We start from the raw sequence: 19,113 nt of genomic DNA, 5'->3' as shown, positions 1-19,113 counted from the left end.
TTAGTTCACCGTCCTGCAGTCGTTGGTGGCTTCCGGTTTGTCGTCAACACACGCTGGCAGCGCCTCGTCGGCCAGCCTGTTGAGCTGGGCGACGACGTCGTCGTAGCTGCCCTCGCTCAGCCCCTCAATCGCGCCTTGTTGCGATGGGGGCAAGTCGTCTACGGAAAAGACCGTGCAGTCGGGCGGCGTGTCGTCGATCGGGGAAATTTGCAGCTCGTTACGGGCATTGATGCAGGCGACCTGGATCGGCGTGTGCCTGACCTCGCCGAACAGGGCGTTACGGCTGCCGTTCTCGATGACAATTTCGTTGTTCTCGTTGGTGGCGAGGAAGTACGTCGCGTCGTCGCGGCTGATAAAGAACGCGAAACCGAGCGTCGCTACGAGTGCGATTGCCAGCGCGCCGACGATCCAGAGCCAGACTGTGCGGCGGGGGTGATCCTCCTCGTCGCTGACGGTCTCAGTGTCCTCGGGGGAGGCGGCTTCGCTTGTCGACGCCCTCGTGGCGCGCTCGCCGGCGTCCGCGGGGCGCATCAATGCGGCGGCGCGGCTCGCCGCCGAGTTCGGGTGCGTCGATTCAAAGTCCGGGGTCAGCGCGCCGGCGAGCACGGCCTTGCGCGGCAGCACCGGCGCGTCGGCGGCTTCCGCGTCAACGACCTCGCCGATGACGACCGTGATGTTGTCCGGCCCGCCGGAGCGCAGCGCAAGCTCGATGAGCCGTTGCGCGGCGACCTCGGGCGTGCCGGTGCCGAGCGTCGTGGCGATGGTTTCCGCAGTCACGGGGTCGGACAGGCCGTCGGAGCACAGCAGGTAGCGATCGCCCGGCTGGGCGTCGAGAAGCTCGAGGTGCGGCTCGACCGGGCGGCCAGTGTAGGCCTTGAGAATCAGCGATTTCTGCGGGTGGGAGGACACCTCGCTGGCGTCGAGCTTGCCCTCGTTGACCAGCGATTGGACGAACGTGTCGTCCTCGGTGATCTGGGCGAGGGTTCCCTCCCGCAGTCGGTAGCCGCGCGAGTCGCCGACGTGGATCAGGCCGAGTTGGGAGCCGTTGAACATCAGGCCCGTCAGGGTCGTCCCCATGCCGTCCTGCTCGGGGTTTTCCTCCACGGAGGATTCGATGGCGGCGTTGGCGTCGTCGGCTGCCGCGCCGAGGAGGGCGAGCATGTCGGCATCACCGGGATCGGCGTCGAGGTGCTCCATATGCCTGACCATCAGCTGCGAGGCGACTTCGCCGGCAGCGTGGCCGCCCATGCCGTCGGCAAGCACGAGCAGGTGAGGGCCCGCGTAGGCGGAGTCCTCATTGTTGGTGCGTACCAGGCCGCGGTCGGAGGCCGCGACGAAATTCAGCTTCAAGTTGGTCATGGCATCAACCTCAGGGTCGTGCGCCCCATCTTCATGTCAGTGCCCACGGTGACGCGTTCCGGCTGGTCGATGCGCAACCCTTGGACGAAGGTGCCGTTGCGCGAGTCCAGGTCCTCGATGAACCACTCGCTGCCGCGGCGGAACAGGCGGGCATGCGTGCTGGAGGCGAAGTCGTCGCCGAGCACGAAGTCGGAAGAGTTTGCACGCCCCAGAGTTAAGTCCTCCACGCTGGCAATTTCCATGTGGGAACCTTTGAGCGGGCCCTCAACCACCACAAGCTCGCGTGCTTTCTCGCGCCTGATGGGGGTTGCGGAGACTGCTTGTCGACGCACACCTGCCGCCGCGACCACATCCTTGCGAACGACCCAGAGCACGAACAGAATGAATACCCACAAAAGGATGAGCAGGCCGAAGCGTGCGCCGAGAATGATGGCTGAATCCATGAACGCTCCTTATCGCGGACGGTGATCCGTTTGCGGGCCCCGGAAGTACTCAGTGCTGGGGTGGGCAATCTCTTCGGGGTTATGGCCGGCATCGTGGAGGGGGCGTTCGCTGCGCGGCTCCACGATCCGCACCTCGATGTGGGAGTGCCCGACGGTGATCACGTCACCGTCGGCAAGCATCCAGTTATCCACGGGCTCGTCGTTGACGGTGGTGCCGTTGGTGGATTCGAGGTCAACCAGGACGGCAACCTGGCCGTCCCAGGTGATCTCCGCGTGCTGGCGCGACACACCCGTGTCCGGAAGGCGGAAATCAGCGTCATTGGAGCGGCCCAGAATGTTAGAGCCTTGGCGCACCAGGTAGGTGCGCGAGGAACCGTCCTGCAGAAGCAGGCTCACGGTGGGTTCGCCGGTGGCGGTGGTGGGCTCGGACATTGCATCCTCCTGGTTGCTGGTGCGCTTCGCGCGGTCAGTGGTGTTCGAGGGCTCGGCCACGATTGCGTCGAAGCCGCTTGCCACGTCCGGTTGCTGGTCAATGTACGAGGACACCCGAAGCTGCCCGGTGCGCAATCCCGATTCCTCGGCGATGCGCACCACGGCGGGGCCCTCAAAGCGCCAGCCTTGGTTACGAACGAAGCGGGTTAGCTGGTCGGCGAAAAGTGCGGGCAGCAACCGGTCCTGGGAGAGGTTCTCCAAATCCTTGCTGGACACGCCCACGGCGAACACGTTCGGCGCAATCAGCTCGTCGCGGTCCGTCATAATCAGGCTGTCTTGCGTTTCCTGCTTGAGCAGTTCCTCAACCTCGGCTGGGACAACTTTGCCGCCGAACAGCGCCGCCATCGAATTGTCAAGGCCGCGCTGCATCGACGAATCGAGCTTCGCCAGCCTGTCCATAATTGACATCTACCCGCACCTCCTTTCCAGCTCCGGTTGCGAATACGTTGAGATAACTAGGACAGTATAAATGTGTGACCGCCATGAACCTAGACGCGAACGTGGGAAACGGGCGTCGATAAGCGAATAAATAATGGTTCAGCTGCGGATTTGTATTTTGATTGCGGCCGGGTGATATATTAAGTCAGTCGCCCGCCCGGGTGGCGGAATTGGCAGACGCGCTGGCTTCAGGTGCCAGTGTTCGCAAGAACGTGGGGGTTCAAGTCCCCCCCCGGGCACAGTGTGCGGTTCTCGAACTGCAAGCACCGGAGGTCACAAACTCGAAAGAGGGTGTGACCTCCGGTTTTTCGCGTTTTCCGGGGGAGGTGGAGGTGGATTGTGTGGGCGGGGACTTGTGGGGGAGAGTTCTGGCTTGTCTTGAAGCGGATGAAACTTTAATCACTGGATTGCGTTTCGAGGTATGTGTCCTCCGCTCAGGTAAACGGGCCCGACCCCTGGAAAGTGGACACAGGGAATTGAACTTATGCGGTCAAGGTGAGTTTACCGCAGGTGCGGTTTTCGAACTCGAGGGGCGACAGATAATCGCACCATGAGTGTCTGCGCTTCTGGTTGTAGCGCACACACCACGCGAAGACGTCCCGTCTGGCGTGCAGCAGTGAGTCGAAGCATTTCCGGTTTTGCAGCACCTCGCGTTTCAATGTCGCGTTGAACGACTCCGCTAGCGCGTTGTCTGCGCTGGTTCCCACCGCTGCCATCGATTGGGTCACCCCTAGCATCGTGCATCGTGAGCTAAATGCCTTCGAGGTATAGACGGCAGGTTCAACCGGTGGTTGCAACACCGGCCTGTTTCAGGGATTGTAGTGCTTCACCGAAGACTTCGGCGGGGGTCTTCCAGCCGAGGGTCTTGCGGGGTCTGTTGTTGAGGGTGTGGGCCACCGCTTCGAGGTCGTCTGCGCTCCAGCGGGACAGGTCGGTGCCCTTGGGGAAGTACTGACGTAGCAGGCCGTTGGTGTTCTCGTTGGTGGGCCGTTGCCACGGGGAGTGCGGATCAGCGAAGAACACCTTGGTGCCAGTCTCAAGAGTGAACGCGGCATGTCCTGATAGTTCCTTGCCGCGGTCCCAGGTGATCGTCTTGCGTAACTGCTGGGGCAGGGTCGTGATCGCAGCGGCCAGAGCCGCGTTCATCGCGACTGCACCGTAGCCGCCCAGCGCGGGGCCGTTCTTAACCGGAGGGTGCTCGCCCCAGCCGTCGAGGCGGGGCAAGCGGACCAGGATCGTCGCGCGGCTGCGACGCTCGACCAAGGTCCCGATCGCAGAGCGGCCGGTCCCGATGACCAGGTCACCTTCCCAGTGTCCTGGAACAGCGCGATCAGCGGCTTCTGCGGGGCGTTGGCTGATCACGACCTCGGCGCCGACATGACCGCCGGGTTTGTTCCGGGAACGCTCACGGGGCTGTCGCAACGCCCTGCCCGTTCGCAGGCAAGCCACCAGCTCACGCTTCAGCGCGCCGCGGCCTTCGATGAACAACGCCTGGTAGATCGCCTCATGACTGATACGCATTGACTCATCATCAGGGAAATCCAGCTTCAAGCGGTGACTGATCTGCTCCGGGCTCCAACTGGTGGCCCACCGTCGATCTTGCCGACGAGGCTTGTTCAACCCCTTCCACGTCGGCGTGACCGGCCCTTCCACCGGCGTCCCGTCCGGGCCAGTGACCTTCCCAGAGAGTCTGTCCTGGACATAGTCGCGAAGCCGCAGGTTGGCCACCAGCTTCGCGGTCTTGGGTCGTTTCGCGGCCTCTTGGGCTTTCCATTGGGCCACCGTGGCGCGATACTCCAGCTTCCCGCTGCGGGTAGCAGCGTTGCGGCGCAACTCCCGACTGATCGTGCCCGGATCCCGCCCAAGGGTACGCGCGATCGACCGGACACCGCGTCCCTGAGCACGCAAGATCGCGATCTCCTCTCGCTCCTCGAAACTGAGATAACGACCAGTTGGCTCCGTCAACGTCAGCGGTGGCATACCGCCAGCGTGACGGAACCACCGTGATCCGACCGGCACCGACACCCCCACCGCCAGCGCTGCCTCCGCTGTCGTGACCCCGGCCGCGATCAGGCGCCAGAATTGTCGCTGCACCGCCCTCGATGGCTGCGGTCTGCCCGGAGAGCGCATTGCTGGCCGCAACGCCCGGTCCGCGCGCCACTGCCGCCGCATCCCCTCCGGGACCTCGCTGGTCTTCATGCTCCAGTCCTTGGTCGCCATCCTTGAACACCTTTCTCACCTCAAGGTGTTGCGACGACCAGTTGAATCCGCCGACACTGCCGTGATCTGAATGAAAAATCGCTCCTTTCAGACTGCCTCGGGCGCGCTGTGCTGAGTCCAGCGCATCGATAACCAGATCGACGCGCATGTGGTCAGCAATAGAAAATCCCACCAGCCTGCGGGAATAACAATCGATCACGGTGGCAAGATACATATTGCCGCCACCGGATACCGGCAGGTAGGTAATGTCGCCGACGAGCACGCGATTCGGCGCCGGGGCATGAAACTGCCTGCAAACAAGATCTGGAAAGACACCACGGCCAGCATCTGCCACGGTGGTGCGCACGCGACGTTTCTTCGTGAACCCCTGGATGCCCATAGTCTTCATGATGCGTGCAACGCGTTTGTGATTGACCACCGCATGCGCCCCCGAATCAGGATCGTTCAACGCCGCGGCGATGCGCTTAGCTCCGTAGAGTCCGTGTTCCTCACGGAACACAGTGCGGATACGAGCACCGAGAACAGCATCGTCAAGAACCTTCTGGCGGCGCGCGGCCTGTGTGTTTTTCCACTTGTAATAGGAAGATCGCCGCACCTTCAGCACGTGGCACATCCGCTTGACCGGATACTCGGTGCGATGGTCCCGGATGAACTTGAAGCGGATCACAAGCCCATCTCTTTCGCAAAATACTGCGCCGCCTTGCGAAGGATGTCTCGCTCTTCTTGAAGAAGCCGGTTCTGCTTCTCGAGTTGTCGGATCCGCTCTAAATCCGATGATGTCCGGGCTCGAGCTGCAGCATCAATCGCGCGGGCTTTTTTGCCCGTGCCATAGCGCTTGACCCAGGCAGCGAGACTGCCACGGTTAACACCGAGATCATGAGCAACCGAATTAAGAGACACACCGTCTGTGTCTTCATACATCGCGACCGCGTCGCGCTTGAACTCCTCAGTATAGGACTTACGAGGCATGAACTGAGACTACCCTCCTCCGGCTGTCAACCGGGGCTAGCCTATGTCCACCAACAAGGGGTCAGGTCCCTTCGCCAGATTCCGTTAGGATTGGCATCGTGCGCGCGCTTTTCGCCCTTGCCTGCATCGCGGGGCTAACCCACGCCGCTTTCAGTGCTTACTGGGCGGCTGGGGGAACCTGGTCGTTGGCCACCGCAGGTCAGACAATGGTGGAGCAGTTTGAATCGATGACCTGGGTGTTGTGGATCGTCGCGGGTATCAAGGCGCTCGCGGCCGTGATTCCGTTGCTCGCTCCGGACAACCCGCTTATCCGCGGTGTGAGTTGGGTGGGCGGTTTCGTGCTGGTGGTGTGGGGCGGACTGAGCACCGTCATTGCGCTCGCCGTCTTCGCGGGGGTATACATCCCGAAGGGTGGTATCGACCGCGCTGGAATGATCGGGCACGCCTTCCTCTGGGATCCGCTGTTCGTCCTGTGGGGTGTGGCGCTGCTCGGTGCGCTGGCCACGTCGCGTCCGCGTCGCCTCCGCGACGTGAACGAAGTTGCCGATGCGTAACCACTGTCCCAGCGCGTAGACAACCACGGCTGACACGAATCGCTCCGTTTTCGGCAGTATAGTTGCCCACCGCAGCGGGTACGTCTCCGAGGATGCTGGAGGAGTCGGGCTCCTGGTAGCACCACTCTTTGGCCCTGGCGCGATGCAGAGTAGCTAACGGCTCACCGCCCCGCCCGATCCTGCCGCCCAGAACGACTCCAGCTCGGCACTGAGCTCCTGCGGGACTTGGAACGGCAGTGAATGAGTCGTGTTTGGCCAGACGTGGACGATGGCGTCGGGAATCGCTTGCCGTGCCCTTTCCGCGGCGACCTCCCCGCCAGCGAGCGAATCAGTGTCTGCGATAGCCACGTAGACGGGCATGCTCAGGCGCTCTAGCTGGGCACTGTTCAGAGGCTTCGGGGTAGGGAGGGCGGCGCTAAAGTGCCGAGATCCGAGGTCGATCATGGTGGAGACGGGATCGTCCTGGCGGACTTCCTCCGCCGTCGTGCCTCCGATCTCGGCGAGCGCTCGGTCTTTCAGTGATTGGGGCACAGGGAGCAAGATCACCGTGCCCCAGAAGAATGTGGCGGGTGGCGGGTAGACGAGGGTGAACGCGGGCTCGATCAACGCAATGGAGGCTACGAGGTCGGGGCGCTCGACTGCGAGGGCTGCACTCGTTGCCCCGCCGAATGAGTGTCCCACGACGTGGGCTGAGTCAACTCCCAAGCCTTCCAGGGTCTCCGACAGCCATTGCGCTTGGTCGGTGCTCGAGGTGATCGGCGAGCTTTGTGCGGATAACCCGGCATCTCCGATCGCGTCGACGGCGTAGACGGTGCGGGCGTTTCCGATATAGGGGAGCAGCTCGTTCCACATCGGCGCGCCCGAAGCACGCCCCGGGGTGAGAAGAACTGGCGTTTCACCGTGGTCGACATCCGGTTCCCAGACGACGACATGTGCCGTGCCGAATCGGGTGGGCACGTAAACGCTCCGATACGGGGTGGGTCCCACTGCCAAGGCAGCGTCGTACGCATCCGTATAGGTGTCGCGGCCTGTGCTCGAGCGCCAGTGGCCGACGTCGGGAGGTGTGGTCCACGCCAGAAAGACGCGATGCGCTACGAGGAGGGCAAGCAGAAGGGCAAGGGTTTTAGGGGCAGAGCGAAGTGTCACAGTGATCTCCAATACGTTTGTATTGCCGCCAACGATACGGTCGTATTGGTATGCTTGCAACATGACTTTCGACAGCCGCACAGAAATCATCTACGCGGTTTTGCAAACAATTGCGGAGGAGGGAATTTCTGGACTGTCCATGCGCAACGTCGCCGCCGAAGCCGGGGTCTCACTCGGCCGGGTTCAGCACCACTTCCGCAGCAAAGACGAGTTGCTCGTGGAGACGTGCCGAGCACTCGTCGCAGCCGCCGAGCATCGCTATAACGAGCAGGCCGGAACCGCCTGCGAGCAGCTCGAGTACGCCATCGGACACGTTATTCCGCGCGATGACAATGCGCGCCGTGGCGCAGCTATTTGGAGTGCGTTCGTTGCCTACGGTTTAGTGGAGCCCACCATCAGCGCCATCATCACCGACGCAAAGCGCGGTCAGGAAGCCGAGGTAGCTCGGCTGATGGCTCAGGCGGGATTCAGCGATGCTGGTACTCGCGCGAGGGCACTCATTGCGCTTGCCGACGGCCTCGTCCAACGCGTCCTCACCGGCGACCTCAGCGCCACTCAAGCCCAAATAGTGGTCGATTCGTACATAGCGTCCCACCACTAATTAGGATTTTCACAGTGTGCAGAGACATCGAACTCAATCCCGTGCCAGCGGCTTCGCCAATCATTCTCTACAGCACGGTTGCCCTCTACGCTGCGTTGCTCGTCGCCGGTGCGCCCGACGCTTTCACCTCCAAGACTCCCGGAGCGGTGTTCGGCATGCTCGCAATCGGTGCGGTACCGCTCGGTCTGCTCACGCCCTTGGTGCTCTACGCCACCCACAGCCAAGCGGAACACGGAGACGACCACGCCCGCGCGACCGCGAACGAGATGATGCCGCTGATCGCTTAGCTGATGGCCGGAATCACGGTCGTCTCCCTCGGCGGCATCACCGCCAGTTTGCTCGGGTTTCTCGGCGGGGGCTCGTCGACGCTGATCGTCATCTCCGCGCTCGTCCTCTTGCTCATCTGGTTTGTTGCCCGGATGCGGGTGGCGCAGCGCCGCATAGCGGCCGCGGCCGGACCCGGCGAGCTCGACGGGCACCTGCGCTGGGGCATGTTCTACGCTAACCCCGACGACGAACGCGTCCTAGTGGAACACGGGATGGGCACCACCCTTAACTTCGCCCGGCCTGAAGCGTGGCTGCTTCTGGCGGCGCTTCTGTCACCGGCCGTGGTCCTCATTGCCGTGGCCATCCCGCTCGAGTAAGTTAGCGCCCGATGTCTCACCTCCCAACGCTAACGGCCTACGGTGACCGAGCCGACGAATACGCCGCTCTCCTCGGATCGATCAAAACAACTCACCTGACGGACCGAAAACTTATCGCTGGCTGGGCTGAAGGCGTATGCGGTGAAATCCTTGATGTTGGGTGCGGCCCCGGGCACTGGTCCGCTTTCCTACACGGGCGCGGGGCAGTCATCCGCGGAATAGACCCCGTTAAGCGCTTCATTGAGATAGCTTCCGGTCTGTATCCCGATGTCGAATACAGCCAGGGTTCATTCAGCGACCTTGAGCCGGAATCCGCCGATGGAATCCTCGCCTGGTACTCGCTCATCCACATGGAAGAGTACGAGGTAGTAGAAGCTCTCCAGCAGTGCCACACGGCACTATGCCCGGAAGGAACTTTGTTAGTCGGGTTCTTTGAGGGGCCCCAACACGAGAAATTCGGCCACGCAGTTTGCCCCGCCTTCTTCTGGCCCGTCTCACAGATGTGCTTGCTCTTAGATCGTTCCGGTTTCGTTGTCGAGCAGACAAGTAGAAGGCATGATTCGGGTGCCCGGCCTCACGGCGCGATCGTCGCTCGACGGCGTTGACATGCAACCGCTGTCCCTCAAGAGCCCGCCGGACTGCAGAGCACAGTATTATCCGCTGTGTAAATACCCACTTATGACAGAAGCGGTGCGGGATGCGTTGGTTAGTTCACATTGTAGGGGCGGCGCTTCTGAGCGCCTCGCTTGTGGCGGGGTGCGGTGCGTTGCCCCGCGATGTTGAGGGAACCTACGACCGCGCGGTGGGCGGAACGCTCGTCGTCGGCGTGTCCGAGCACGAGCCGTGGACCAGCGTGAATGATGCGACCGGCGAGGTCTCGGGCTCGGAGGCCGAGCTCATTCGCGGGTTCGCGGATTCGATAGATGCGGACGTGGAGTACAAGGTGGCGTCGGAAAGCGTGCTGGCGGGTTGGATCGAGGACGGTGAGATTGACGTCATGATCGGCGGGCTCACCGCAACCTCGCCCTGGGTGAGCCACATGGCCCTGACGCGCCCGTATACGACCGTGACCAGCGAAAGCGGCAGCGACGAGAAGATGGTCATGGGCGTGCCAATGGGGGAGAACAAGCTGATGGTGGAACTCGAGCGCTACCTGGCGCGCGCGGAGGGAGAGATCTGATGTCCGGCGTGGATGAAGCAAGCACCGGCTCCGGAATCGATGCCTTGCCGGAGAAGCAGGGTGAGCTACTGCGCAAGGCGGTGCGCCTGGAGTGGATCACCATCGGCGTGCTCGTGGTCACGATCGCCCTGGTCGGTATCGTGTCCGGCCAGTCCCAGGCGATGAAGGCGGCGTGGTACGAGGACCTGCTCTCCCTGCTGCCGCCGATCGCGTTTCTGGTGGCCACGCGCATCATCAGGAGAAACCCGGACGCGAAGCACCCCTACGGCCACCACCGGGCGATTGGAGTCGGGCACGTCGTGGCGGGCTCGGCGCTGCTGGCAATGGGCAGTTTCCTGCTCATCTCCTCTGCGATCGGCCTGTTCAATCAGGAAAAGCCCCCCATCGGCACCGTGGTACTGTTCGGCCACAGCATCTGGCTGGGCTGGCTCATGGTCGCGGTGATGGCCCTGTCCGTCATTGGCCCGGTGATCCTCGGCCGAATGAAGCTGAAGCTCGCCGAGCCGCTGCAAGACAAGGTGCTTTACGCCGACGCGGACATGAACAAAGCGGATTGGATGACCGGCGTGGCCACCATCGTCGGCGTGCTCGGCGTCGGGCTCGGCATCTGGTGGACGGATGCCGTGGCGGCCATCGTGGTGTCCTTCTCTATTGTTGCCGACGGCATCAGCAACCTGCGCACCGCAATCCGCGACCTCACCGACGCGCGCCCGACCGACCTCGACGGCAATGTTCACCCCATCCTGGACACGGCCGTTGATGCGGTCAAGGGCGTGGACTGGGTGCACGACGCGGCGGCGCGGTTCCGCGATTTGGGTCACGTGCTGCATGTGGAGGTGTTCGTGGTGCCGCGGTCGGGGCATGAGGTGAGTGTCGATAAGCTGCGCGAGATTGAAACGCTGCTGGAAGACCTCGACTTCCAGCTCCACGACATCGTGGTCGTGCCCACCACGACGATCCCGGAATTCCTGGTCAAAGAGGACCGCTGATTCTAGGCCCACCATTCTTGCTGGAGGGTGTGTTGTCCCTGGTAAAACCATGTGTCACCTCTGCTCGCCACTGGGTAATCGGTGTAGGGTGGAGGAGCACTTTCTGTTTAGTGCGCTGATACGCGTCCCACCAACGGAGGATCCTCGTGGCCCTGAAGCTCACCGGAACGATGCACACCTACGAGTGGGGCCACGAGGAACTCATCGCGGGCCTGCAGGGGCGCACACCTTCCGGTCAGCCCGAGGCGGAGCTGTGGTTTGGCGCGCACCCGAGCGCCCCTGCGCTGACGAGCGAGGGCCCACTCGACGAGGTTATTGAGCGCGAGTCCGGTAAGCAGCTGCCATTTTTGGTGAAGCTCCTCGCGGCAAAAAGGCCGCTGTCGTTGCAGGCGCACCCGTCGCTCGAGCAGGCCCGCGAGGGCTTCGCGCGCGAGAACGCCGCCGGCATCCCGCTCGATGCGCCCCACCGTAATTACAAGGACGACAACCACAAGCCGGAGCTGCTCATCGCCCTGACTCCGTTTCGCGCGATTGCCGGTTTCCAGCCCATCGAGCGCACCCTCACGCTGCTGCGCACCTTCGACCTGCCGCAGCTCGCCGAGTTGGAGCGCACGCTTGACGACGCCTCCCTCAACACCGCCGATCGCCTCGCCCGCGCGTTGAAGCTAGCGCTGACCGTGGATGCCGCCGAGGCGGTGGCGCAGCGCGCGGCCGAGCTCGCGGCGGGGGACTCGGAGTGTAAAGGCACCGCCGCCAACCTGGCGTTCATCGCGCGGGAGTACCCCGGCGACAACGGCGTGGTTGCCGCGCTGCTGCTCAACCACGTTTCCCTCGAGCCCGGTGAGGCACTGTTTCTCGCTGCCGGCAACCTGCACGCCTACCTGTGCGGGATGGGCGTGGAGGTCATGGCCAACTCGAACAACGTGTTGCGCGGCGGGATGACCAGCAAGCACATTGACTCCGACGAGCTGTTTTCGGTCCTTAAGTTCGTCACCCTGGATAACCCGACGGCGCAGCTTGTCGACGGCTCCTTCAACGTCCCGGTCGACGATTTCAGCGTCTCCCCGACATCTGGCGGCGAACCCGTCGCCGGCCCGGCCATCGTGATCAATACTGCGGGTGAGCTGGCGGTTGGCGACGTTAGGCTCGGCCCCGGCGAGGCGTCGTGGGTTGGCGCGCACGAGGGGTGCGTGCCGGTCGAGGGCGTCGCCGCGGCAGGTTTTGTGGTGAGGTAGCAGGAACGCAAAAACCGCGCCCCGTTAGCGGGGCGCGGTTGAAGCTGTAGCTAGCTGAGCTTACTGAGCAGCAGCGGTGGTGGTTGCAGCTTCCTTAGCGGAGCTGCCAGCCTCGATCTTGGAGGACAGGCCCTCGAGGGCGGAGGAGCCCTTGGAGGAAGCGGTTTCCAGGAGAGCCTGGAAGTCGATGGATGAGGAGAGCTGCTTGAGGCTGGACTCGAAGAGGCCAACGATGAGATCTGCGATGAAGGACATGGTGTGTTTCCTTTCGGGAGGGTGTCGGTTGAACGCTTGCAAAGATATAACGAGACTTCGCCGTAACACTATGTACTTTCGTACCCTCTTTGACCTGCATGTGGATCCGCGCAGGGAACTAAAGTATAAACGCGCAGATAAGGGCCCAAGCGGCATGAAAAAACCGCAACCAAAAGGTTGCGGTTTTTAGCTCTCAGCCAGCCTTAGAGGATGGTGGAGGAGAGGTTGGAAGACAGGTCAACCGGAAGGTTGACGAGGGTCTTGAGGGTGGTGTTGAGGAACTCGATGAGGTTCTGGAAGATCTCGATCATGATGATTTCTCTTTCTGTGTATTGCTTGTTCGGACGCTTTTCAATTTAGGAAAGTTTTGGCCCTACAAGAAATAGGCAAACCAAATTAGTGAGTAAAAAATGTTAGAGGCACCTTAGTATGCGGCGTTACATAATTTCCGAAATTGACAGAATTGTTGGATAGTTCCTGTACGTAGCCCGCGTGCGGGGGCACCCGCTCTCAGGTTTGCTGTCAGAATTTTCCCAGAAATAGCCGCTGTACAGGTATTATCTCTTTCCGGAACTTCCTCGAAACCTACCCCATTCCGGGGGTATTTGGTCCTCCCGTGCCCCGCCGGGAACCGCTCATTCGCGCGTACCATGGCGACATGCCGACACCTGTACCCGAGTACCTCAACAGAATCCTTGACCTCGTCCGCAACGAAGACGGCGGCGAGGTAGCTGACTACATCGAGGACTTAAGCAACGCCGACCCAGACAAGCTCGGCCTGGCGCTGTGCACGACTTCCGGCCACCTCTACTCGGTCGGCGACGACGACTGCGAGTTCTCGATCCAGTCCATCTCCAAGCCGTTTGCCTACGCGCTCGCCTTGGAAGAGCTTGGCCCCGAGGAGGTCCACCGGATTGTGGGCGTTGAACCCTCGGGTGACGCGTACAACGCGATCTCCCTCGACGAACACAACCGCCCCTCGAACCCGATGATCAACGCCGGTGCCATCGCGGTGAACCAGCTCATCAACGGCGCCGACTCCTGCGTCGAGGATCGAGTGGAGAAGATCCGCGCGTTCTTCTCCCAGCTCGCCGGCCGCGATCTGCGTATCGACGAAGACCTAGTCGAGCACGAGCTGGAGACGGCCGACCGCAACATGGCGATTGCGCACCTGCTCAGCGAGTTCGACGTTGTCAACGACGTGCCCTACGATGCCGTGAACTCGTACACGCAACAGTGCTCGATCATGGTCACGGTCAAAGACCTCGCCCTCATGGCCGCGACGCTGGCCAACGGCGGGGTGCAGCCGATCACGGGCGAGCGCGTGCTGTCCTCCACGGCAAGCCAGGTCACCCAGGCGGTGATGACCTCGGCCGGGATGTACGACGGGTCCGGGCGCTGGATGGTGGACGTTGGTATTCCGGCGAAGTCGGGCGTCGCGGGAGGGCTCATCGGCACGATGCCGGGGCAGTTGGGCATAGCGTCGTTAAGCCCAAGGCTCAATGAGCAGGGAAACTCGGTGCGAGGGGTGAAGATCTTCAAGGAGATCTCCACCACCCTCGGGCTCAACTTGATGGGCTCGGACTACTACTCCGCGCCCGGCATCAAGGCCGTGCTGCGGCGTAAGGACGCGACGGTGGTGCAGCTTCAGGGCATGATCAACTTCGCGGCCGCTGAGAAGATCCTCCACGACTTGGAGGAGTACCGCCTCGTGGGTTCTGCGCTCGTGCTTGATGTGTCGCACGTGACCTCGTTCAATAAGGCGGGCCGCCTGCTGATCAAGGAGGGCGTGCGTTCCATCCGCGACAACGGCTACGACGTGTCCATCTACGACCCGGATTCCGCGATGCCGGACTACGAGTTCTCCGACGGCACGCATCTCGAAGCGGTCAAGGACTTCTCCACCTCGTTCACTATCGACGTACCGCGCGACAAGGTCTACAAGGCGATTACCCAGCCGAACCAGTGGTGGGAGGAAACCATCGAAACCACCGACGGCTCCGCTGGCGAGAAGGGCGGGGAGTTCCGCTTCGACAACGATGAGCAGTACGCGGAGTTCAGCGTCGCCGAGGCCCGCGCCGGGGACCGCCTGGTGTGGCACGTGGAGCCGTCGGGAAGCGACCGCGAGGACAAGCAGTGGAGCGACACCGACCTCATCTTCGACCTCGAAGATGCCGACGACGGCTCGACCAAGGTCACGTTTACCCACCGCGGCATGCACGAGCAGGAGGAAAACTACGACAAGATCGCTAAGGCGTGGGAAAAGCGCCTGTCTGACCAGCTCGAACCGCTGATCCGCGACAGCTAAGGAGTGCTGATGACCACCGCTGACACCATCTGGTGGCACGTCTACCCGCTGGGGGCCACCGGCGCGCCGATCCGCAACAGGGTCGAGGGGGACGCGGACCACCGCCTGCGCACACTCGGCCCCTGGCTCGACTACCTCATCGAGCTCGGTTGCAACGGCCTGCTCCTCGGGCCGATCTTCGAGTCCGTCGGGCACGGCTACGACACGCTTGACCACTACGCCATCGACGCGCGCTTGGGTACCGACGAGGACTTCGACTGGCTGATCGAGCAGTGCCAGGCCCGTGGGATCAACGTCATGCTCGACGGGGTATTCAACCATGTGGCGCGAACGCACCCGGCGGTTCAAGACGGCCTAGCCGGCGACACCGATTGGGAGGGCCACGGCGAGCTCGCCACCCTGCACCACGACGATCCGCGCGTGCGCGACATGGTCACCGACATCATGTGCCACTGGCTGCGCCGCGGCATCACCGGCTGGCGCCTCGACGTCGCCTACTCGGTGCCGGCAGATTTCTGGGCGGATGTCCTCGCCCGAGTTCGTGCTGAGTTCCCGGACGCGATGTTCCTCGGCGAGGTCATCCACGGCGACTACGCCGGGATCGCGACCGCGGGCACGATGGACTCCGTTACGCAGTACGAGCTGTGGAAAGCACTCTGGTCCTCGCTGCATGACGCGAACTTCTTCGAGCTCGACCACGCCCTTGGCCGCCACCAGGACATCGCGCAGCGGGTCCTGCCCAACACGTTCGTGGGCAATCACGACGTCGACCGCATCGCCTCGAAGATCGGCCAGGACAAGGCGGTCATCGCGACGGCCCTGCTGCTCACGCTGCCGGGCATGCCGTCGATCTACTACGGCGACGAGCAGGGCTTCGTGGGCCTGCGCACGGAAGGCTTCGAGGCCGACGATGCGGTACGCCCCGAGCTGCCGGCCACCCCGGCGGAGCTCTCCGAGCTCGGGTGCTGGATCTACGCCGAGCACCAGGCGCTCATCGGGCTGCGCCGCCGCCACCCCTGGCTAACGCGCGCGAGCGTAGAAGTCACCGACTTAAGCAACGAGACCATCTCGCTGCGCTGCTTCACCGACGAGCACGAGCTGCTTGTCGACGCCTGGCTGACGTCCCCGGTCGGCGTGCGCGTGCACTCAGGCGGCGAGACGCTCTACGAGTTCTCTGGCTCTTAGGCGCCGATAAAGCGCTTCACCAGCGAGCGGTACGCCTTGACCGTGAGCTCCACGTCGGCGACCTCGACGTACTCGTCGTGGGAGTGGAGCAGGTCGAGGACGTCGCCAAGCGTGCGCCCGCGGTGGTGGAGGGCGAAGCCGTAGCCCACGCCGCCTTTGCGACGCCCAAAGCGCAGGTCGGAGCCGCCGGCGGCGATGGTGGGAACCACGGGCGCGTCGTCGAAGAACCCGCCGATGGTGTCCACGATGGCGTCGTAAAGCGGGCCGGAGGCGGGCGAGACGGTGGCGTCCTCGGTGATGAGATGCTCGATGGTGACGTGCTCGGCCAGGTCGCCGAGCGCCTCGCGCAACGCGGCGTCGATGTCCTCCTGGGTCTGACCCGGTAGCGGCCGGATATCGAGCTCGAGGTAGGCCTCTGAAGGCAGGACGTTGATGGCGCGGCCGGCGCGCAGCACCGTCGGTGCGATGGTTAGGTGGCTCATCGCGTGCGAGTAGCGGGCGAGATCGCCCAGTGAGTCGAACGATGAGCCGCCGATGAGCGCCTGCTGCGTGGCGTCGTCGAAGCGGAAGGCGCGCACGTAGCCCTCCCACAGCTCGTCGCTGATCACGTCGGGTTCCATCGCCGCGATACGCCGCGCGACCTCAGCGATGAGCCCGACGGTGAGTTCGCGGCCGTAGGGCGTAGACCCGTGGCCGGCATCTCCGTGGACGGTCAACCTGCGCTGCGCTGCGCCCTTCTCGCCGACGACGACGACCACGGCGTCGCTGCCGTCGGCCACGGGCAGGTGGCTGCCGCCCTCTTCGGAGAGGCAGTTGCGCCAGCTAAACGTGTCCGGTTCGTGCTCGGCGATCCACCCGGCGCCGAGCCCGCCGCGGGCCTCCTCGTCCGCGCAGCCGACGAACGTCAGGGTGCCTTTCGGGCGGTTTGCCGATGTGGCAACCTCGCGTGTGACGGCCGCCATCGCGGCGGTGATGTAGAGCATGTCCGTGGCCCCGCGGCCGTAGATCCGCCCGTCGACCTCCTCGGCGCCGAAGGGGTCGCGCGTCCACTTGGCCGGGTCGACGGGCACGACGTCGGTGTGGCCGAGCAGCGTGAGCGGCTCCGCGTCTGCGTCGGTGCCTTCAACCGTGAAGGCGATGGAGACGCGGGACGGGTGCGGCTCGAAGCGCTGCACCCGCACGCCTGTGCCCTCGAAAAAACGTTCCAGCGTGTTGGCGTTGCGGACTTCGTTTCCGGAATCGGCGGTGAGGTCGTTGACGCAGGCGTTGCGGATGAGCTCTTTGAGCAAAGTGACAGTTGTCTCAACAAGGGGGGTGTCTTGATTCATTGCAACGAGTGTAGTTTCGATGGGTGGCGGATTCTTTATATGCGTAACGGTGCATTTAAAATCGTTGATTACGAGCAACTGGAAGGTAGGAACGTGGCGAGACGCGAAATGAGCACCGATCCGCGAGCAGTGCGCACCCGCGCGACGCTGATTCAGGCAACGATCGTTTTGCTGAAGACGCACCGCGCGGAGACGCTGTCGGTGTCTCAGATTGTCAAGACCGGCAACCTGAGCCGACAGGTGTTCTACGAGCACTTTGCCGACCGCGACGCACTTTTGTTCGCGGCGGCGGAGAAGATGATCGAGCCGGCCCTCGAGTGGACCTACACCGCGTCGAATGAGACGAAGCTGCTGCAAAAGATCGTGGAAGCCCTGAATCAGACCGCGCGCTCCTACGGCGATTCGTTGCGCAACCTATGCGACGGCCCGATCCACTGGCAGGTCCATTCGCTCGCCGTGCAGCGCATGTGGCCGATCATGGAAAGCGAGATTGCGCAGCGGTTGAATGAGACGGGCCACCAGAAGCCTGACGAGCACATCCGCTGCACGGCGGAGTTCGTGGCCAGTGGCGTCGTCGAGCGCCTCACCGCGGCGGTGCGCGACCAGAAGAGCCTGGAGGACGTGCGCAGGGACTTAGCGATGGTTCGCGATACGCTCAGTGCCTTGGATTACGGCACTCCGTAGCCGATTCTTGAACACCGTTTAATGAGTTTGGGATATAGTGTTGCCAACCTAATTGAACGGAGTTCAACCATGAGCGCACCCAGCACCCTCGACACCGCACGCACGAAAGTCCTCGAGCGCGGCGAGAGCCTTAGCGAGGCCGAAATCCTCGAGGTCTTAAGCATTGACGACGAGCACCTCACCGAGCTCCTCGAGCTCGCCCACGAGGTGCGCATCAAGCACTGCGGTGTCGAGGTCAGCTTGGAAGGCATCATCTCGCTCAAAACCGGCGGCTGCCCCGAGGACTGTCACTTCTGCTCCCAGTCCGGCTTGTTCGAATCTCCCGTGCGCGCGGTGAGGCTCAACATCGAAGAACTTGTCGAGGGCGCGCGCCAGTCCGCCAAGATGGGCGCGAGCGAGTTCTGCATTGTCGCGGCGGTGAAGGGCCCCACGGAGCGCCTCCTCGACCAGGTCAAAGACGCTATCGCGGCGATCAACGCAGAGGTAGACATCTCCATTTCCGCCTCCCTGGGCATCCTGAGCCGCGACCAGGCCCGCCAGCTGCGCGAGATGGGGGTGAGCCGCTACAACCACAACTTCGAAACGGCGCGTTCCTTCTTCCCCAACGTGGTCACCACCCACACCTGGGACGAGCGCAAAAACACCCTCGAGTTCGTCCGCGCCGAGGGCATGGAGGTCTGCTGCGGCGGCATCATCGGCCTCGGCGAGACGCTCGAGCAGCGCGCGGAGTTCGCCGCCCAGCTCGCCGAGGTTACACCCCACGAGGTGCCGATGAACTTCCTCGACCCCCGCCCCGGCACCCCCTTCGCCGACCGCCCCTTGGTGCCTCAGGGCGAGGCGCTGCGCGCGGTCGCCGCGTTCCGGCTTGCCATGCCCACCGCGCAGCTGCGCTTCGCCGGCGGCACTGAGCTCGCGCTCGGCGACGACGGCACCGAGAAAGGCCTGCTCGGAGGCGCCAACGCGATTATCGGCGGCAACTACCTCACCACCGCCGGCCGGCCAATCGAGGCCGACCGTGACGCCGTGGACCGCGTGACCAGCCTCGGTATCCCCGCGGTCTACGACACCATCAAGGCCCTCTAG

The 19,113-nt window shown here is 63.2% G+C and carries 19 protein-coding genes, 1 tRNA gene and 2 pseudogenes; 13 read left to right on the top strand and 9 right to left on the bottom strand.

Annotated elements, in window-relative coordinates; genetic code table 11:
- From E3227_RS03880 to E3227_RS03870, 3 genes are read right to left on the bottom strand one after another with little or no spacing between them, the layout of a single operon-like run.
- Window positions 1-1,359 carry a PP2C family protein-serine/threonine phosphatase gene (locus E3227_RS03880; protein WP_144317605.1) on the bottom strand — a complete coding sequence of 453 codons (1,359 nt, stop codon included), beginning with the start codon at window positions 1,357-1,359 and terminating at the stop codon, window positions 1-3.
- On the bottom strand, window positions 1,356-1,802 hold the full coding sequence (locus E3227_RS03875) for an FHA domain-containing protein FhaB/FipA (protein ID WP_006839077.1): 447 nt from the start codon (window positions 1,800-1,802) through the stop codon (window positions 1,356-1,358). Before E3227_RS03875 ends, E3227_RS03880 begins: the two co-directional genes overlap by 4 nt.
- A 9-nt stretch (window positions 1,803-1,811) precedes the next feature.
- A complete protein-coding gene (locus tag E3227_RS03870) occupies window positions 1,812-2,702 on the bottom strand; it encodes an FHA domain-containing protein (protein WP_144317604.1) in 891 nt (296 codons plus the stop codon).
- Between the two features lie 185 nt (window positions 2,703-2,887).
- Between E3227_RS03870 and E3227_RS03865 the strand changes: the two genes are divergently transcribed.
- Window positions 2,888-2,971, top strand: a tRNA-Leu gene (locus E3227_RS03865).
- Window positions 2,972-3,214: 243 nt separating this feature from the next.
- Here E3227_RS03865 and E3227_RS03860 read toward each other — a convergent pair.
- The 3 genes and pseudogenes from E3227_RS03860 to E3227_RS11685 form a co-directional block, all read right to left on the bottom strand.
- Window positions 3,215-3,508: pseudogene (locus tag E3227_RS03860) on the bottom strand (integrase core domain-containing protein); the annotation flags it as partial.
- Window positions 3,509-3,512: 4 nt separating this feature from the next.
- On the bottom strand, window positions 3,513-4,931 hold the full coding sequence (locus E3227_RS03855; protein WP_136653470.1) for an IS30 family transposase: 1,419 nt from the start codon (window positions 4,929-4,931) through the stop codon (window positions 3,513-3,515).
- A 73-nt stretch (window positions 4,932-5,004) separates the two neighbouring features.
- Window positions 5,005-5,921 (bottom strand): annotated as a pseudogene (locus tag E3227_RS11685) (IS3 family transposase); the annotation flags it as partial.
- Between the two features lie 98 nt (window positions 5,922-6,019).
- Here E3227_RS11685 and E3227_RS03840 point away from each other — a divergent pair.
- A complete protein-coding gene (locus tag E3227_RS03840) occupies window positions 6,020-6,475 on the top strand; it encodes a DUF3995 domain-containing protein (RefSeq protein WP_246062737.1) in 456 nt (151 codons plus the stop codon).
- A 153-nt stretch (window positions 6,476-6,628) separates the two neighbouring features.
- Here E3227_RS03840 and E3227_RS03835 read toward each other — a convergent pair whose 3' ends face one another.
- On the bottom strand, window positions 6,629-7,621 hold the full coding sequence (locus E3227_RS03835) for an alpha/beta fold hydrolase (protein WP_246062736.1): 993 nt from the start codon (window positions 7,619-7,621) through the stop codon (window positions 6,629-6,631).
- A gap of 61 nt (window positions 7,622-7,682) precedes the next feature.
- On the opposite strand from E3227_RS03835, the gene E3227_RS03830 reads away from it, so the two are divergent.
- The 7 genes from E3227_RS03830 to manA all read left to right on the top strand — a co-directional run bounded on the left by E3227_RS03830 (window position 7,683) and on the right by manA (window position 12,270).
- Window positions 7,683-8,222 carry a TetR/AcrR family transcriptional regulator gene (locus E3227_RS03830; RefSeq protein ID WP_144317601.1) on the top strand — a complete coding sequence of 180 codons (540 nt, stop codon included), beginning with the start codon at window positions 7,683-7,685 and terminating at the stop codon, window positions 8,220-8,222.
- Between the two features lie 14 nt (window positions 8,223-8,236).
- Window positions 8,237-8,509 (top strand): hypothetical protein, encoded by a 273-nt coding sequence (locus E3227_RS03825; RefSeq protein ID WP_144317600.1) that lies wholly within the window; start codon window positions 8,237-8,239, stop codon window positions 8,507-8,509.
- A 3-nt stretch (window positions 8,510-8,512) separates the two neighbouring features.
- Window positions 8,513-8,866 carry a hypothetical protein gene (locus E3227_RS03820; RefSeq protein WP_144317599.1) on the top strand — a complete coding sequence of 118 codons (354 nt, stop codon included), beginning with the start codon at window positions 8,513-8,515 and terminating at the stop codon, window positions 8,864-8,866.
- 11 nt (window positions 8,867-8,877) lie between these two features.
- The gene (locus E3227_RS11915; RefSeq protein ID WP_144317598.1) at window positions 8,878-9,471 is read left to right on the top strand and encodes a class I SAM-dependent methyltransferase; all 594 of its coding nucleotides are present in this window, start codon (window positions 8,878-8,880) and stop codon (window positions 9,469-9,471) included.
- Between the two features lie 161 nt (window positions 9,472-9,632).
- Window positions 9,633-10,046 carry a transporter substrate-binding domain-containing protein gene (locus tag E3227_RS03810; RefSeq protein WP_375544002.1) on the top strand — a complete coding sequence of 138 codons (414 nt, stop codon included), beginning with the start codon at window positions 9,633-9,635 and terminating at the stop codon, window positions 10,044-10,046.
- Complete coding sequence (locus E3227_RS03805; protein ID WP_144317596.1) at window positions 10,046-11,035, top strand: cation diffusion facilitator family transporter; 990 nt, start codon at window positions 10,046-10,048, stop codon at window positions 11,033-11,035. Before E3227_RS03810 ends, E3227_RS03805 begins: the two co-directional genes overlap by 1 nt.
- Before the next feature lie 146 nt (window positions 11,036-11,181).
- Window positions 11,182-12,270 carry a mannose-6-phosphate isomerase, class I gene (gene manA / locus E3227_RS03800; protein ID WP_246062735.1) on the top strand — a complete coding sequence of 363 codons (1,089 nt, stop codon included), beginning with the start codon at window positions 11,182-11,184 and terminating at the stop codon, window positions 12,268-12,270.
- Window positions 12,271-12,330: 60 nt separating this feature from the next.
- Here manA and E3227_RS03795 read toward each other — a convergent pair whose 3' ends face one another.
- A complete protein-coding gene (locus E3227_RS03795) occupies window positions 12,331-12,525 on the bottom strand; it encodes a hypothetical protein (RefSeq protein ID WP_144317595.1) in 195 nt (64 codons plus the stop codon).
- Between the two features lie 658 nt (window positions 12,526-13,183).
- Between E3227_RS03795 and E3227_RS03790 the strand changes: the two genes are divergently transcribed.
- The gene (locus tag E3227_RS03790; RefSeq protein ID WP_144317594.1) at window positions 13,184-14,833 is read left to right on the top strand and encodes a glutaminase; all 1,650 of its coding nucleotides are present in this window, start codon (window positions 13,184-13,186) and stop codon (window positions 14,831-14,833) included.
- Window positions 14,834-14,842: 9 nt separating this feature from the next.
- Window positions 14,843-16,018 (top strand): alpha-amylase family protein, encoded by a 1,176-nt coding sequence (locus E3227_RS03785; RefSeq protein ID WP_144317593.1) that lies wholly within the window; start codon window positions 14,843-14,845, stop codon window positions 16,016-16,018.
- Here the strand turns inward: E3227_RS03785 and E3227_RS03780 are convergent.
- Window positions 16,015-17,346, bottom strand: a complete 1,332-nt coding sequence (locus tag E3227_RS03780) for a M20/M25/M40 family metallo-hydrolase (protein WP_144317592.1) — start codon at window positions 17,344-17,346, stop codon at window positions 16,015-16,017. The two genes, E3227_RS03785 and E3227_RS03780, sit on opposite strands and share 4 nt — an antisense overlap.
- Window positions 17,347-17,439: 93 nt before the next feature.
- Here E3227_RS03780 and E3227_RS03775 point away from each other — a divergent pair, with 93 nt between their 5' ends.
- Together E3227_RS03775 and bioB are read left to right on the top strand one after the other, a co-directional pair.
- A complete protein-coding gene (locus E3227_RS03775) occupies window positions 17,440-18,030 on the top strand; it encodes a TetR/AcrR family transcriptional regulator (RefSeq protein ID WP_144317591.1) in 591 nt (196 codons plus the stop codon).
- Between the two features lie 69 nt (window positions 18,031-18,099).
- Window positions 18,100-19,113, top strand: coding sequence for a biotin synthase BioB (gene bioB / locus E3227_RS03770; RefSeq protein ID WP_144317590.1), 1,014 nt, complete (start codon window positions 18,100-18,102; stop codon window positions 19,111-19,113).

The sequence above is a fragment of the Corynebacterium sanguinis genome (assembly GCF_007641235.1).
In the GTDB taxonomy this organism is placed as follows: Bacteria; Actinomycetota; Actinomycetes; order Mycobacteriales; family Mycobacteriaceae; genus Corynebacterium; species Corynebacterium sanguinis.
Note: the sequence above shows the minus strand (reverse complement) of the source record. Positions and strands in the feature narration are given on the sequence as shown.

Excerpts from the sequence above, each read along its gene's own strand:
- E3227_RS03790 (WP_144317594.1), top strand. The coding sequence starts at position 13,184 with ATGCCGACACCTGTACCCGAGTACCTCAACAGAATCCTTGACCTCGTC.
- E3227_RS03830 (WP_144317601.1), top strand. The coding sequence starts at position 7,683 with ATGACTTTCGACAGCCGCACAGAAATCATCTACGCGGTTTTGCAAACA.
- E3227_RS03880 (WP_144317605.1), bottom strand. The coding sequence starts at position 1,359 with ATGACCAACTTGAAGCTGAATTTCGTCGCGGCCTCCGACCGCGGCCTG.
- E3227_RS03870 (WP_144317604.1), bottom strand. The coding sequence starts at position 2,702 with ATGTCAATTATGGACAGGCTGGCGAAGCTCGATTCGTCGATGCAGCGC.
- E3227_RS03785 (WP_144317593.1), top strand. The coding sequence starts at position 14,843 with ATGACCACCGCTGACACCATCTGGTGGCACGTCTACCCGCTGGGGGCC.
- E3227_RS03780 (WP_144317592.1), bottom strand. The coding sequence starts at position 17,346 with ATGAATCAAGACACCCCCCTTGTTGAGACAACTGTCACTTTGCTCAAA.
- E3227_RS03875 (WP_006839077.1), bottom strand. The coding sequence starts at position 1,802 with ATGGATTCAGCCATCATTCTCGGCGCACGCTTCGGCCTGCTCATCCTT.
- E3227_RS03805 (WP_144317596.1), top strand. The coding sequence starts at position 10,046 with ATGTCCGGCGTGGATGAAGCAAGCACCGGCTCCGGAATCGATGCCTTG.
- E3227_RS11915 (WP_144317598.1), top strand. The coding sequence starts at position 8,878 with ATGTCTCACCTCCCAACGCTAACGGCCTACGGTGACCGAGCCGACGAA.
- E3227_RS03795 (WP_144317595.1), bottom strand. The coding sequence starts at position 12,525 with ATGTCCTTCATCGCAGATCTCATCGTTGGCCTCTTCGAGTCCAGCCTC.
- E3227_RS03820 (WP_144317599.1), top strand. The coding sequence starts at position 8,513 with ATGGCCGGAATCACGGTCGTCTCCCTCGGCGGCATCACCGCCAGTTTG.
- E3227_RS03855 (WP_136653470.1), bottom strand. The coding sequence starts at position 4,931 with ATGAAGACCAGCGAGGTCCCGGAGGGGATGCGGCGGCAGTGGCGCGCG.
- bioB (WP_144317590.1), top strand. The coding sequence starts at position 18,100 with ATGAGCGCACCCAGCACCCTCGACACCGCACGCACGAAAGTCCTCGAG.